Source organism: Marinobacter sp. C7 (assembly GCF_022343555.1).
Classification (GTDB): Bacteria; Pseudomonadota; Gammaproteobacteria; order Pseudomonadales; family Oleiphilaceae; genus Marinobacter.
In genome coordinates, this window is the sequence record NZ_JAKQZH010000003.1 from 255378 (window position 1) to 269834 (window position 14457).

General features: G+C 59.7%; 14 protein-coding genes. 10 read left to right on the forward strand and 4 right to left on the reverse strand.

Annotation, left to right across the window (positions count from 1 at the left end; genetic code table 11):
- Positions 1-134: 134 nt before the first annotated feature.
- Positions 135-1028, reverse strand: coding sequence for a LysR family transcriptional regulator (locus MD273_RS15610; RefSeq protein WP_239038724.1), 894 nt, complete (start codon positions 1026-1028; stop codon positions 135-137).
- 141 nt (positions 1029-1169) lie between these two features.
- On the opposite strand from MD273_RS15610, the gene MD273_RS15615 reads away from it, so the two are divergent.
- From MD273_RS15615 to MD273_RS15635, 5 genes are all read left to right on the forward strand, one after another.
- A complete protein-coding gene (locus MD273_RS15615; RefSeq protein ID WP_239038725.1) occupies positions 1170-2381 on the forward strand; it encodes an acyl-CoA dehydrogenase family protein in 1212 nt (403 codons plus the stop codon).
- 408 nt (positions 2382-2789) lie between these two features.
- Complete coding sequence (locus tag MD273_RS15620) at positions 2790-3611, forward strand: SDR family oxidoreductase (protein ID WP_239038726.1); 822 nt, start codon at positions 2790-2792, stop codon at positions 3609-3611.
- 30 nt (positions 3612-3641) lie between these two features.
- The gene (locus MD273_RS15625) at positions 3642-4706 is read left to right on the forward strand and encodes a phosphotransferase family protein (RefSeq protein ID WP_239038727.1); all 1065 of its coding nucleotides are present in this window, start codon (positions 3642-3644) and stop codon (positions 4704-4706) included.
- On the forward strand, positions 4706-5395 hold the full coding sequence (locus MD273_RS15630; RefSeq protein WP_239038728.1) for a histidine phosphatase family protein: 690 nt from the start codon (positions 4706-4708) through the stop codon (positions 5393-5395). Before MD273_RS15625 ends, MD273_RS15630 begins: the two co-directional genes overlap by 1 nt.
- A gap of 17 nt (positions 5396-5412) precedes the next feature.
- Positions 5413-6183, forward strand: coding sequence for an SDR family oxidoreductase (locus MD273_RS15635; RefSeq protein WP_239038729.1), 771 nt, complete (start codon positions 5413-5415; stop codon positions 6181-6183).
- Positions 6184-6388: 205 nt separating this feature from the next.
- On the opposite strand, the gene MD273_RS15640 is transcribed toward MD273_RS15635, so the two are convergent.
- Positions 6389-7219 (reverse strand): DUF6279 family lipoprotein, encoded by an 831-nt coding sequence (locus MD273_RS15640; RefSeq protein ID WP_239038730.1) that lies wholly within the window; start codon positions 7217-7219, stop codon positions 6389-6391.
- A gap of 185 nt (positions 7220-7404) precedes the next feature.
- On the opposite strand from MD273_RS15640, the gene MD273_RS15645 reads away from it, so the two are divergent.
- Together MD273_RS15645 and MD273_RS15650 are read left to right on the forward strand one after the other, a co-directional pair.
- The gene (locus tag MD273_RS15645) at positions 7405-7653 is read left to right on the forward strand and encodes a DUF2798 domain-containing protein (protein WP_239038731.1); all 249 of its coding nucleotides are present in this window, start codon (positions 7405-7407) and stop codon (positions 7651-7653) included.
- A gap of 153 nt (positions 7654-7806) precedes the next feature.
- On the forward strand, positions 7807-9246 hold the full coding sequence (locus tag MD273_RS15650; RefSeq protein ID WP_239038732.1) for a DUF4397 domain-containing protein: 1440 nt from the start codon (positions 7807-7809) through the stop codon (positions 9244-9246).
- A 52-nt stretch (positions 9247-9298) separates the two neighbouring features.
- Here the strand turns inward: MD273_RS15650 and dacB are convergent, their stop codons facing one another.
- Positions 9299-10855: a D-alanyl-D-alanine carboxypeptidase/D-alanyl-D-alanine endopeptidase gene (gene dacB / locus MD273_RS15655; protein ID WP_502846067.1), complete on the reverse strand. Its 1557-nt coding sequence runs from the start codon at positions 10853-10855 to the stop codon at positions 9299-9301.
- Between the two features lie 333 nt (positions 10856-11188).
- On the opposite strand from dacB, the gene MD273_RS15660 reads away from it, so the two are divergent.
- The 3 genes from MD273_RS15660 to MD273_RS15670 are packed head-to-tail and all read left to right on the forward strand — an operon-like array spanning position 11189 to position 13649.
- Entirely contained in the window at positions 11189-11959 is a 771-nt protein-coding gene (locus MD273_RS15660) for a glutathione S-transferase N-terminal domain-containing protein (RefSeq protein ID WP_239038733.1), read from the forward strand.
- Positions 11960-11997: 38 nt separating this feature from the next.
- On the forward strand, positions 11998-12930 hold the full coding sequence (locus MD273_RS15665) for an aldo/keto reductase (RefSeq protein ID WP_239038734.1): 933 nt from the start codon (positions 11998-12000) through the stop codon (positions 12928-12930).
- Positions 12927-13649 carry a hypothetical protein gene (locus MD273_RS15670; RefSeq protein WP_239038735.1) on the forward strand — a complete coding sequence of 241 codons (723 nt, stop codon included), beginning with the start codon at positions 12927-12929 and terminating at the stop codon, positions 13647-13649. The genes MD273_RS15665 and MD273_RS15670 overlap by 4 nt, the downstream gene beginning before the upstream one ends.
- Here the strand turns inward: MD273_RS15670 and dkgB are convergent.
- Positions 13564-14373, reverse strand: a complete 810-nt coding sequence (dkgB, locus tag MD273_RS15675) for a 2,5-didehydrogluconate reductase DkgB (protein ID WP_239038736.1) — start codon at positions 14371-14373, stop codon at positions 13564-13566. The two genes, MD273_RS15670 and dkgB, sit on opposite strands and share 86 nt — an antisense overlap.
- Positions 14374-14457: the final 84 nt, after the last annotated feature.

Here is a 14457-nt window from a genome sequence, read left to right on the forward strand (position 1 = left end):
GACCCCGCTTTCCCCGCGAGCTTCGACTCAAACTCAGGGGTCAGATGAAAGTCTTCATCTGACCCCAACTTCACTCCACTCCAGTCGCTGCCTGCGACTCGGGGGTCAGAAGAAGGCGTTCTTCTGACCCCGTCTTAACTGACTCCCCGAAGCTGTTCCCGGAACCACACCAACGCCGGCTCCTTCTCGTAGGCCTTGTACCAATACAGGTGCACATCCAGAGAGGGTAGATCAGCCGGCGGATCCATGAGTGCGAGGGACGAGCTCTCTGCGATGATGCGGGCATAGGTTTCCGGCATGGTCAGCAGCAGGTCCGTGCCTTCGACTACCCGACAGGCGGCAAAGTAATGCTGGCATCGCAGCCGGATATTCCGGTGCACGCCCAGGCGTGAAAGCTCGAAATCCTCGATGCCCGGTCCCTCCGTACGGGATGAGACGAGCACATGCTGTGCCGAGAGGTAGCCTTCCATGGTCAGTTGATCGCCGGCCAGGGGGTGGTCCTCGCGGGCGAGAACCACGAGACGGTCCCTGCGCAGCAGTTCATGGCCGGTCTGACTGCTCACCGGCAAGAGAACATCCACCGCAAAATCCAGTTTGCCGGCTGCCAGTTGCGTTTCCATCTCTCGCCGGGCAATGCGGCGGGAAACGATCTCCAGCTCCGGGTAGGCATCCAGTCGCTGCATCAACCGGGGGAGAAACGTGGATTCAAGCACGTCCCTTAATCCCAGCGAGTAGGTCTTGCGCTGATTGGCCGGATCAAACGCATGAAACTGGTTCACCGCGCTCTGGATCTGTGTGAGCCCGGGGCGCATGGATTCCAGGAACCGCCGCGCCAGCGGTGTGGGAATCATCTGGTTACCCTGTCGGGTGAAAAGCGGATCATCGAAATGGTCCCGCAATCTGGACAGGGAATGGCTGACCGCCGGCTGGGTCAGGTGCAGAGCCTTCGCAGCCCGGGTCAGGCTTCCTTCCCGGTAGATGGTGTCGAATACGTGCAGCAGGTTCAGGTCCAGGCGATTGAGGGCCATGTCTTGGATCCGTGTTTCGAATAAGTAGGGGTAATGATAAATGATAAGAATAATTCAGTCGTCTAATACCTTGGTCCTGCCTAGACTGGTCCCAACAAGCGCAAAATTTCGCCGGCTTTTAAGAATCAGTGAGGACAGGCAATGGACTTCAACATCTCCGAAAAGGGCCAGGATTATCTCAACCGCGTGAAGCAATTCATGAAGGATGAGATTTACCCCATCGAAGAGCAGTACCACAGGGAACTCGCGTCACAGGAAAACCGCTGGGTTGTGCTGCCGATCATTCGGGAGCTCAAGGAAAAGGCCAAGGCCCAGGGGCTCTGGAATATGTTCTTCCCGGACGACAAGTACGGATGTGGCCTGCTGAACTCGGATTATGCGCTGATTGCGGAAGAGACCGGCCGGAGCTTTATTGCGCCGGAAATCTTCAACTGTAACGCACCGGATACCGGCAACATGGAAGTGCTGATCCACTATGGCTCCGAGGAACAGAAGGCCGAATGGCTGCCCAGGCTGCTCAGCGGCGAGATTCGCTCGGCCTTCTGTATGACCGAGCCGGCGGTTGCCTCATCCGATGCCACCAACATGGAAGCCACCGCCATTGTCGAGGGCGATGAAGTGGTGCTGAACGGCCGTAAGTGGTGGAGCACCGGTATCGGTCATCCGGACTGCAAGGTGGGGATCTTCATGGGGCTCACGGATCCTGACGCCCACAAACATCGCCAGCATTCCATGGTGCTGGTACCTCTGGATACTCCGGGAGTAAAGGTCGAGCGTATGTTGCCTGTGTTTGGGGCCTATGATGAGCCCTACGGTCACGGTGAAGTATTGTTTGATAACGTGCGGCTGCCCAAGAGCGCCATCATTGCCGGCCCGGGTCGCGGATTCGAGATTGCCCAGGGCCGTCTGGGGCCGGGCCGCGTCCACCATTGCATGCGGGCAATCGGTGCCGCCGAGCGTACGCTGGAACTGCTGATCAAACGGGCTACCACCCGGGAGGCCTTTGGCCGGCCGATTGCCAAGCTGGGTGGCAACCCGGACATCATTGCCAATGCCCGTATGTCCATCGAGCAGGCCCGTCTGCTGACCCTGAAGTGTGCCTGGGCGCTGGATACCAAGGGCATCATGGGGGCGCTGCAGGAGGTATCGATGATCAAGGCTGTGGTGCCGTCGATGTTGCAGACCATTGTCGATCAGGCCATTCAGATCCATGGTGGTGCCGGTGTCAGCGATGATGACTTCCCGCTGACCCAGTTGTTTGCCTATGCTCGGGTATTGCGGCTGGCGGACGGGCCTGATGAAGTCCATCGGGCTATGGTGGCTCGGCTTGAGCTTCGGAAGTATAAGTCCTGAAGTCGGGTCTGGGAGCCTGGATCGCCGGGCCCCCGACCTGGGGGTGGGGAGCGGGTGGGAGACGGTTTCTGAAACCCGCTTCTTCGGCACGTCCATGTGACGCTTGAGCTCCGCCATCCATGGCTCCGCACAGTTTCAGAAACCGTCTCCCACCCGCTCCCTTAAAGTTGGGGAGTATGCATTTAGTCAGAATTCAGAGCAGAGGTATCGAGCAGAATTCCGAAAATCTTGCAGGCTGATATAAGAGCTCGGGAGTCGGCGATGGGTCTTCCTTTCTGAAACCTTGCGGAGCCATGGATGGCGGAGCAGAGCGTACAGGGATGTATTCACAGCGTGTTTCAGAAAGGAAGACCCATTGACGGCTCTTCCACCTTTGTTGAAAACAAGAGAAACCAACGGATAAAAACGATGACACAGAGAGTATTCATTACAGGGGGAGCCTCGGGCCTCGGTCGGGCAATCGCACTGCGTTACGCCAAAGAGGGCGCCAAAGTTTGCATCGGGGATATCAACCCGGAGCAGGGCCTGGCCGTGGAGAAAGAGATTAACAGGGACGGCGGCGAAGGCTACTTTGTCCAATGCGATGTGCGCCGGCTGACGGACTTCGAGAAAGTCCGGGATGACCTTGAGAAGAAATGGGGCGGTGTCGACGTTGTTGTGAACAACGCCGGGGTAGCCTCGGCCGGCTCTATTGAAGACACCACCATGGCCGACTGGGAGTGGATCCTCGATATCAACGTGCTGGGCGTGGTGCGCGGCTGCAAGGCCTTTACGCCGCTGTTCAAACAGCAGGGCTCCGGGGCGTTTGTAAACATTGCCTCCATGGCCGGGTTGATGCTGGCGCCGTTGATGGATAGCTACAATGTGTCCAAGGCCGGCGTGATTGCCCTGTCTGAAACCCTGAGCCAGGAGCTGCGGGATGCGGGTATCCACGTCAGTTGTGTATGCCCGGCGTTTTTCCAGACCAATCTGGCCAGCACCATGCGGTCGGACATCCCCGGCATCCAGCAGAACGTGAACAAGTTGATGAAGCGCTCCAGTATTACCGCCGAGGACGTTGCCGAGGACATTTTCCGGAGTGTGAAGGACAAGAGCTTCTGGGTGCTGCCGCATGCCAAAGAACGCCGGATGTGGGTATTGAAACGCCACGCGCCCTGGGCCTTTGACTGGCTCATGCATCAGGAAAGCAAGCGCTGGATGAACAAGATGGGCGGCAAGGCGAACGCCTGACTGGCAGGAACAGACCACAGGAGAACCTGAATGACACAGATCGACGAGGCGGTGGATATCCGGGAAGGTGAGGAGCTGGATGTAGCCGCTGTTGACCGGTTCATGAAACAGGCGATTCCCGGGCTGGAGGGCCAGCCTGCGATCAAGCAATACCCCGGTGGCGCCTCCAACCTGACCTACCAGGTGGACTACGGTGACCAGTCCTACGTACTGCGCCGCCCGCCGTTCGGCAAGATCGCCAAATCCGCCCATGACATGCTCCGGGAGGCACGGGTCATGCGGGCGTTGAAGCCGGTATATCCCTACGTGCCGAACATCGTGGCCATCTGTGACGATCATGATGTTCTGGGCTGCGATTTCTACGTTATGGAGCGCCTGAAGGGGATCATCCTGCGGCAGGATTTCCCGAAGGGTTTCGAGCTGAGTGAGCCGGATACCCGCAAGCTGTGTCTCAACGTGATCGACAAGCTCGTGGACCTGCACCGGGTGGACGCCAAAGCGGCTGGCCTGGACAAGCTGGGCAAGGGCGCGGGTTACGTCCAGCGTCAGATCGGTGGCTGGAGCGATCGGTTCCGCAAGGCCCGCACGGAAGATGTGGGTGATTTCGAGGCGGTGATGGGCTGGCTCAATGACAAGATGCCGGAGGACATCGCCCAGGTAGTCATTCATAACGACTACCGCTTTGACAACGTGGTGCTGAATCCGGACAACCCCTTCGAAGTGATCGGTGTGCTGGACTGGGAAATGGCGACCATTGGCGATCCGCTGATGGACCTGGGCAACAGCCTGGCCTACTGGATCCAGGCCGATGACGAGGGGCCGTTCCAGATTCTTCGTCGCCAGCCAACGCACCGGCCTGGCATGCTGACGCGCAAGGAAGTGGTGGACTATTACATGGAAAAGTCCGGTTTTCGTGTCGATAACTTCGACTTCTATGAAATCTATGGCCTGTTCCGGCTGGCGGTGATTATCCAGCAAATCTACTACCGCTTTTACCATGGCCAGACCAAAGACAAACGCTTTGCCGCCTTCGGCCACGCCGCCAATTACCTGGAAAAGCGCTGCCAGCGGCTGATCAGCGAGAGCACTCTGTAATGGCGACCATCTACCTGATCCGACACGGCCAGGCCAGCTTTGGCAAGGACAACTACGACCAGCTGTCACCCCGGGGGTGGGAGCAGGGGCAGGTGCTGGGGCGGTGGCTGGCCGGTAAGGTGACACCGGACGCCGTATTCGGTGGCAACATGGAGCGCCACCGGGAGACCGTCGAAGCCATCGCCTCCGGTTTCGGCCAGACCCTGCCGGATATGCAGGCCGTTGAAGGGCTGAACGAATTCGATCACATGCAGGTGGTTGAGCGGTTGAGGCCCGAGTGGGCAGACCGGGCGGTGATGGCCCGGGATATGGCCGCCTTTCCCAAGCCTGCGAGGCTTTTCCAGCAGGTGTTTGAGGAAGCAATGGCACGCTGGATCAGCGGTGAGTATGACAGCGAATATGCGGAAAGCTGGGGAGCATTCAGGGCACGGGTCATTGCGGCCCTCGATGACCTGATCAGCTATGCCGATGGTGGTGACGTCCTGGTCTCCACTTCCGGCGGACCAATCGCCGTGATTGCCCAGCACTTGCTGGAGCTCTCGGATGAGAAAACGCTGGCAGTGAATAACGTCATCGCCAACACCAGTGTCTCCCGCATCCTGTATTCCGGCCCGCGTCGCAGCCTGGCCGTTTTCAATAACTACAGCCACCTCGAGGCGGAAGATCCCGCACTGGTGACATTCCGATAACGCATTAGGGGAAATCGATGAGCAACAAGAACCTGTTTGATCTGTCCGGCAAGGTGGCCCTGGTCACCGGCGCCAGCCGGGGTATTGGCGAGAGCATCGCCCGGACCCTGGCCCACTACGGGGCTCATGTCATCGTCAGCAGCCGCAAGATCGACGGCTGCGAGAAAGTAGCCAGTAGCATCCGTGAGGAGGGCGGAAGCGCCGAAGCGGTTGCCTGCCATATCGGGGAAATGGATCAGATCGAGGCTATCTGGGACCATATCGACAAGGAACACGGCAAGCTGGATATCCTGGTCAACAACGCTGCGGCCAACCCGTATTTCGGGCCGGTGGAAGACACCGACCTGGGCGCGTTCCAGAAGACCGTGGACGTGAACATCCGCGGCTACTTCTTCATGTGCGCCCGCGGCGCCCAGCTGATGAAGAAACATGACGGTGGGGCGATCGTTAACGTGGCATCCGTGAATGGCGTGAATCCCGGGCACTTCCAGGGCATCTACTCGGTCACCAAGGCCGCGGTGATCTCCATGACCAAATCCTTCGCCATGGAGCTTGGCCAACAGAACATCCGCGTCAACGCACTGTTGCCGGGTCTGACCGACACCAAGTTCGCCAGCGCGCTGACGACCAATGACGCCATCAAGAAACAGGCGATGGCGCACATCCCCATGAAGCGTGTGGCCGATCCCGATGAGATGGCGGGTACCGTGCTGTATCTGGTCTCCGGGGCATCCAGCTACACGACCGGTGCGTGCATTAACGCCGATGGTGGTTACCTGACCATTTAACCGGAGCGAAGCTGGGGTCAGAAGAAAGCCTTCTTCTGACCCCGGATTCAAGTTCGACCCCAAGGCTGTGGCCTGAAATCGGGGTCAGAAGAACGCTTTCTTCTGACCCCAGGTTCAGGTTTAACCTCAAGCCTGGGCTGTGAAATTGGGGTCAGATGAACGCTTTCATCTGACCCCGACTTCACGCCGACCCCCCACTCCCCCCTCAGGCCGGCTCACAGGTCAGCGCCCGGAAATCCCCGCGAAGCTCCACCGCCCGCTCTTCCAGATGCGCCAGATGCGAAGGCGCACCAGCCTCAATCAGCTCATACATCAGTTCCGCCATCGCCGCCCGGCTCTCGGTCATCATTTCCTTGTAGGCGTCTCCACGGACCTCGGCGGAGTTCAGAAGCAAGTAGCGGACCCGCTCGCCGAACGCCGGCGAGTCCCGTTCTTCCAGCGCTTCCAACAGGGCCAGCTGCCAGTTACGGCGGCCTTCCAGCCAGATTTCGGTCTGCCGGCCCCGGTTCTCGGACCACTCACGGGCGATTCTCTGCTGCCGGGTGTTCAACGTCCCGAGCCAGTTTTCGATGCGTTCTATCGTCCGCTCTGCCCGGGCGTCTGCCCGCGCCTGCGGCGAACCCAGGAGAAATTTTTCCTCCATCTCCTGATGGTTTCGGGCCATGTTTCTGGCCAGTTCGGCCACCTGCTCGTCGCTCAGAGACGCGAGCAGATTGGCGGCCGTTGGTGCGGCCTGTTCAAGCAACCCGGGAATAAACTCGAACAGGCGCTGCTGGTGGTAGCTGACCCTTGCCCGGTCCAGATCACCCGCGCGGGTGTCCCTGGCCAGTTCGGTCAGCCATTGCCGGTAACGGGGCAGTTCTGCAGTGCAGTGCCACTGGCGGAGGTTGTCGAAGTCCCGAGCCAGCCGCTGTTCCTGTTCGGCAGTCAGGGTTACGTAGTCGTCGACCCACCAGCTTACGCCCCAGTCGGCATACCGGTAGGCCGTACGCGTCGAGCTACAGGCAGAGAGCAGCAGGAGAACGAAGAGCGCCATGGCTGCTCGTACGAGGGGGCTCGGTAGGTGGGCGGGAATAGTCATCACGGTGCCTCAGCGAAAAGCCCTATGGAAAAACATTGCATGCTCATTATCATACTGTTTCTGTTCCGGTGAATACGAAACAGGGCGCGGATCGGATGGAGCGGTCCACGGCCTCCCACGTTCTGGCTCATGGAGACTGAATGTCCAAGCAAAAGTTTGCCCACGCTCGCCAGTTGATCTTTGCGTTTTACATGTCAGGCATCATGTCCCTGATGATGTCCGGGATCATCACGTTCCTCAATACCGGTCTGACCGAGGGTTTCCTGCAACGCTGGGGATCGGCGTTCCTGGTTGCCTGGGGTTCGGCCCTCCCGCTGGTGATCTTCGTAGCACCGCTTGCCGGTCGCCTGACGGCGCGTACCCTGAACTTCCTGGCCAGGGAGCGGTAACGGCCATTCCGGAAGCCCGAATTGTCAAATTCTGTAAATCTGTTCGTCACACCCATCCGTAGATTGTTTTGCGTACAGTTCATGGAATGAATTTGTGCAGGTTCGAACCATCAAACCCTGATCTGCAACCTCTGCAATTGAGGATGAGTGACAATGAATACAAAATTTGCTTTGCCTTTGGTGGCGGCCAGTAGTGTGTTGTTGGCCGGGTGTTTCGATGGTGACAGTGATCCGGCGAAAACCAGTGTCCGGGTCATTCATGCGTCTTCGGACGCGCCAGCGGTGAATGTTCGCGTGAATAATGAAACGGTTGTCTCGGGTGCTGACTACAAACAGGCAGCCGTCCTGACGCCGAATGCCGGTATGGCTTCCATCGCAGTAGATGGCATTCTCCCGGGCGGCGATACCGCGACCGTGATCGATGCGGACGCCTCCCTCCGGTTTGATACCAGTTATGACGTGATTGCAGTCGGCAAGGTAGGGGACGAAACCATCGCTCCTCTGATTCTTGCCGATGATGGTGAGCGAGACAGCGCGGACTCGGTCCGTCTCCGTGTTGCGCATTTGTCCCCCGCGGCTCAGCAGGCTGCTGGTGGCCCCGTTGATGTCTATGTTACGGCAGCGGGAGCGGAGCTCCCTGCAGAGGCGACTTTCAGCTTTGCCTTCAAGGACAGTGTCGGGCCGCTCGAGATACCCGCGGGTGACTACCAGATTCGGGTAACCCCGGCGGGCGCAGGTACCGTGGTATATGACAGCGGATCGGTTGCGTTGCCCGCAGGAGCCGATCTGCTGGTAGGAGCGATCGACAACACGGTTTACGGCGAGTCTCCGATCACTCTGCTGGTGATCAACGGCAGTGAAACGAGTGAAATCCTGTCCGCCGAGACCGGTGCCGACCTTCGGGCGGTGCACAGTGTTTCTGATATAGGCTTCGGAAGGGCGGACACCGCCGTCGATGTCTATCTCAACTCAACCCTCGGATCAGGTACACCGCTGACCTTCTCTTTCGGTGACACGCTTCCTGATGCGGCCTTTACCGGAAATTATCTGCTTGGTTCTCCCGGCGGCGCTGCCGGAGATTACGACCTGACAGTAACCGCGTCCGGTGACACCACACCCGCGATCGAGGCAACCCTGACACTCGCTGCGGGTGACCTTAAAACGATTGTTGCCGCCGGCAGTGTCGAGGCAGGCTTCGATGCCCTGGTCTTTGCCGATGACAACCGCCGGATCGCCACCGCGGCTAAACTGCGCCTGATCCACGGTGCCGTTGAGGCGTCGACGGTAGATGTCTACCTGGTGCCGACAGCCGAGGGCGGTGCAGATGCAACGGTGATTGGTAACCTGGCCGGCTCGCCGACCGTACCGGGTTTTGAGTACGGAACCAGCACCGGGTATGTACAAGTGGCGGCTGGCAGCTATGTGGCGTTTATTACGGAGGCAGGTAACCCGGCGAATGTGTTGTACAAATCGCCGAGTCTGACTTTGTCAGCCAGCGGAATTTACAGTGCCGTTGCCCGGCGTGCCCTGAGTGGCAGCGATCCTGTGGCGGGTGTCACCCTGCTGGATGATTTTGTCGCCGTGCCGCAGTGAATCGCGCACTGACCCGTCAGAGTAAGGCCCCGGCACCGCCGGGGCTTTTTCGTTACTGGACCGAGACGTTGGAATTATTTGAATTGGCTCTGGAGAATGCGGTTCCCGTCGGAGGCCGGTAATGCAGCGAATACAGCACCCGGTCCAGCACGGATTGACCATTCCAGGCCGGGTCGTTGTTCACGATCCCTACGACCGCCCAGGTGGTATTGTTCTCGTCCCGCGTGAAGCCGGCGATGGAACGAACGTTCTCGAGATAGCCGGTTTTGATACGGCCTTCGCCCTGCATGCCTTCCTTCCTGAGCCGACGGGCCATGGTCCCGTCCATGGCGATTATCGGCATGGAGGCCATGAGGTCGGAGGCGAACGGGCTGTTCCAGGCGTGCTGGAGGATCTGTACACCCTGGCGAGCGGAAATTCGGCCGTGGCGGGTCAGGCCGGCTCCGTTGTCGATCACCATGCCGGCAGTGTTGATGCCCTTGTCCTCCAGCCAGTCGTAGATCACCCGGATACCGGCAACGCGATCGTCCTGTTCATCCTCTTTCCGGTTTTCGGCACCGATCGCGAGCAGCATCTGGCGGGCCATGACGTTACTGCTCCACTTGTTGATGTCCCGAACCATGGTAACCAGGTCCGGTGATGTGGTCCTCATTACCAGCCGGGCGTCGTCGGGCGTCTTACCGGTCATGCTGGCGCCACCGAGGGTGACGCCGGTTTCCTCGAGTACCGAACGGATCAGGGAAGCGGTGTACTGCTCATGGGGCAGCAGGGACATGTAAGTGGTGGTGCGACATCCCTGCGGCAGTTCGCCGGACACCCGGACCGTCACCTGCATGTTGTCATCGAATACCGGCTCCCAGTCGAAGCTGCGGCGGCTCGGGCAGGGGCCCTCGGGCACGGCCGTGACCCGGTTGTCGATTCGGACTTCGGCAAGGTTCGGGGTCGTCCAGGCCTGGGTGCCCCGTTCGTCGGCCCGTACCTGGAAGTGCAACAGGTTCAGGTTGGTCAGGTAGGCGGAGGGTTCCACGAGGAAAGGCCTGTACGGATTGTCCCCGTTGTCCTCGAAGCTCGGAAAGCCTTCATCCACCCGGAAATAGCTGCCATCCAGAACCAGGTGACCATCGATGTTGGTCACCCCCATCTGCCGCAGCTCGCGCAGGGTCGACCACAGGCGCTCAAGCGTCAGTTTCGGGTCACCCTCGAACCGGACATAGAGGTTGCCCTTGAGGGTGTCGCCGACCATCTGTCCATCCGTCAGGAAATCGGTACGCCAGTGATGGGTGGGGCCGAGGATTTCCAGGGCAGCGTACGTGGTGACCAGTTTCATGATGGAACCGGGGCTCATCAGTTCGTCAGCGTTCACATACTGCTCGATACCCGGACCGTTCAGGGGAACGGCCGCAACACCCAGGCCCTCCTCATTATTGAGGGCTTTCAGCGCGTAATCACGGACCTCTGTGCTCCAGAGGCGGGTGGGGGAGTCTTCGCTGGCAGGTGGAGCGGCCACCGACACCGAAGCACCAACGGCCATGACCGCGGCAGTTCCCGCGGCCAGCATGAATCGACGGCCGGACTTCCTGAGCCCCGCCTGGCTGGCGTTGCGTCGCATGACCCTGTTCCTCATGATTTCCATCCGTTGAGTTCTTATAAAATGAACAATAGCCGATCCTGGCCGGTTGTACTATGCAGAAAGCCTCTACATGACGTTAAAAACTGCCAGTAGATGCGTTGTTTATATTGAAATTTTGTGACGTTACGTAAGTGCCCCTTTGTAATCAGTGGGTTAGGTGTACAAAAATTAATCTTACTGCTGTCAATGACTTTGTGTGCGATTTTTACCGTTGGTTTCGCGGCATTTCAGTCATGGAGTTTTCTGTCATATTCGTGTTCCCTACACTCGGACACCCATGAATATTGAATGCACCCGAAACAGAGAAAAAACATGCTCAGAGCGGTCAGGCACAACGTAAACGTACTCGAATCGGTAGCGACCTCATCCTTCACGGCCTGGCGGGGGTGCCTGGTGGTGAAGCCGGTGGAACAGCCGGAAAAGCCAATTATCCTGTACGACATGGAAGGTTGCCCCTATTGCCGCCGGGTGCGCGAGGCCCTGACGGCCCTGCATCTGGATGCCGAGATCCGTCCATGCCCCAAGGGCGGTCGTATTTTCCGGCCTGAAGCGGAAGCAGTGGGCGGCAAACAGCTGTTCCCCCTGCTGGTGGACGAGAATACCGGCCAGGTGATGTACGAATCCGAAGAGATTGTCGAATATCTGTTCCGGCAGTATGCCGGCCGCCCGGTGCCCGGCTATTACCGAGCCAAAGTCTGGCAGCCGGTGTTTGGTTCATTGGGCTCGGTTGCCAGTGAAATGCGGGGGCTTCGGGCAACCCCGGCGAGACGCCCCGAACAGGGTTTGCACCTGTGGAGCTTCGAGGGGAGTCCGTTCTCCCGGCTGGTGCGGGAAAAACTCTGCGAGCTGGAAATCCCGTACACCCTCCATAATCTGGGGAAGGAGCACTGGACTGAAGTCGGGCCGGCGAAGCAGCGGATCAAACCCGGCGAATACCGGCCCTTGCCGGGAGGCAAGCGGGATGCCTTTTTCCAGCAGCACGGCCGGGTCCAGGTTCCGTACCTGGAAGACCCCAACACCGGGGCGTCCATGTTTGAATCCGCACGTATATTGAAGTATCTGGAGGAACAATACGGCGGCTGATGCTGTCACTAAAGGCGGATTCCTGAGGGAGGGCCATTATGCTTGAGCTTTCGCGGCGACGATTCCTCATCGGAGCTGGTCTCGGCGGCCTGGCTATGGCTTCTCCCCGCCTCTTTGCCGCTGACACCGCATCAGGTCCGGAGGCCTTCCTGACCCGTCCGATCCCGTCCACCGGGGAGCCTGTCCCTGCCATCGGCATGGGTACCTGGATTACTTTCAACGTCGGTGCCGACCAGTACCTGATCGATCAGCGTACCCGGGTGCTTGAAGCCTTCCTGGAACGTAACGGGACTGTGATCGACTGTTCCCCGATGTATGGCAGCTCCGCCGACGTCATAGGCGCCGGGCTGGACAGGCTGGGTGCCCATGACCGTATTTTTGCCGCGACCAAGATCTGGACCAGTGACGGCTCCGAAACCCGCGAACAGGCAGCGACATCCGAGCGGCGATGGGGCATCGATCGTTTTGATCTGCTGCAGGTCCACAACCTGCTCGCCTGGCAGGAACATCTGGCAACCCTGAGGGAAATGAAGTCCGAAGGCAGGGTTCGCTATGTCGGCATTACCACATCCCACGGCCGGCGGCATCGTGAGCTGGCGCGCATTATGGAAACGGAACCTCTGGATTTCGTTCAACTGACCTACAACGTGCTGGACCGGGAGGCGGAGGAGCGACTGCTGCCACTGGCCCGGGAGCGGGGCATTGCGGTGATCGTCAATCGTCCGTTCCAGGGCGGTTCCCTGTTCCGTCGGTTCCAGTCCGAGCCGCTGCCGCCCTGGGCAGGTGAAGCAGGAGTGGGCAACTGGGCGGAGTTTTTCCTCAAGTTCATCCTTTCCCATCCGGCGGTCACCTGCGCCATTCCGGCCACGACCCGCGTGGAGCACATGCAGGAGAACATGGGGGCAATGTACGGGCGGCTTCCTGACACCGGTCAGCGCCGGATGATGGCAGAGTATGTGAGGAAGCTGTGAGCGGGGCAGTCTGGCTGAGTTATTCCCTGCAGGATCTGGTCATGTTCGGGCCGGAGGTGTTTCTTCGGCTGTTTGTCCGGATCAATCAGGCGCTTTGGCCCTGGTTATTGCTATGGCCGGCCGCAGCCCTGCTTCTCCCGTGGCTTGGCCGCCAGAACAGCGAATGGCCCCGGCGGCTGGCCATGGCCCTGGCGGGCCTTGCCTGGATCGGGTGCGGATACCTGTTCCTGGTTCGCTATTACGGGCCGATCAACTGGCCCGCCACCGGGTTCGGGTGGGTGTTTGTCGTGCAGGGGCTATTCCTGCTGATGCTCAAAGGGAAGGCGCTTCCCGCTCCGCTGGCCTGGCCAACCGTGGTGGCCTGGTGGCTGGTGGTTCTCGTGTTGCCCTGGTTCGCTGTGCTCCAGGCTGGAGAAATGCGGGCATTGGCGCTGTTCGGGGTGGCCCCGGGCATCACCGTTGCCGCGTCTGTTCTCCTGTTCGCCGGCCAGCCTGCACCGTTGCGCTGGTTACTGCTGTTACTGCCACTGGCGTGGAGCCTGTTCAGCGCCGCCACCTACTGGGCCCTCGGAACCTTCTGGCTGCTGGCCTATCCGGGTGCGGCACTCGTGCTTTCGGTGTTGGCCCTGCGGACTAATCCCAGGCCGGCGCGAATCCCGGATTTGCGATCCGCTCGCCCCGGTCGAGGGCATCGATCGAGCGGATCTCCTCCGGGGTAAGCTCAATGTTCAGGGCATCCAGGTTGGCCTTCTGGTGGGATGGCCGGGTAGAGGAGGGAATAGGCACCACGCCCCGTGAGGCCACCCAGGCAATCGCAATCTGCGCCGGGGTAACGTTCCGTTCACTGGCAATGCGCTGCAAGGTTTCGTCCTCCATGACCTTGCCCACCGCCAGGGGCATGTAGCCGGTCACCGTAATGCCGAGTTCTTGTGCGTGCTCCACCACTTTCCGGTTGGCCAGGAACGGATGGACTTCCACCTGGTTGGTGAGTATCGGGCTATCGCCGAGAATCTCCTTCGCCCGGTCCATCTGGGCGCAGGTAAAGTTGGAAATCCCGATATGCTCGGTCAGGCCTTCGCGCTGGGCATCCCGGAGCGCGCCCAGGTATTCTTCCATCGGCACTTCGTCGTCGGGGGAGGGCCAGTGGATCAGGGTCAGATCCACATGATCCGTTTTCAGCCGGGCCAGGCTGTCGTGCAGGCTGTTGATCAGGTCGCTGGCATGCAGCTTGTCGTGCCAAATCTTGGTGGTCAGGAAGATGTCTCGGCGGGGAATCCCGCTCGAGGTGATGCCGTCCCCCACTTCCGCCTCGTTTTCGTACATCTGTGCGGTGTCGATGTGGCGGTAGCCCAGCGACAGGGCGCTCTTTACTGCCTCCCGGGCATCATTGCCCTTGAGGCGGAAGGTGCCCATACCGATCTTCGGAAGGGTGGTAAACGACATGGTGTTTGTCCTCCTGTTCCAGTTCTGTACTAAATCAGATGATGTCGCCAGGGTGGTTCTTCAAGTGGCTCGCCGGTATCATCC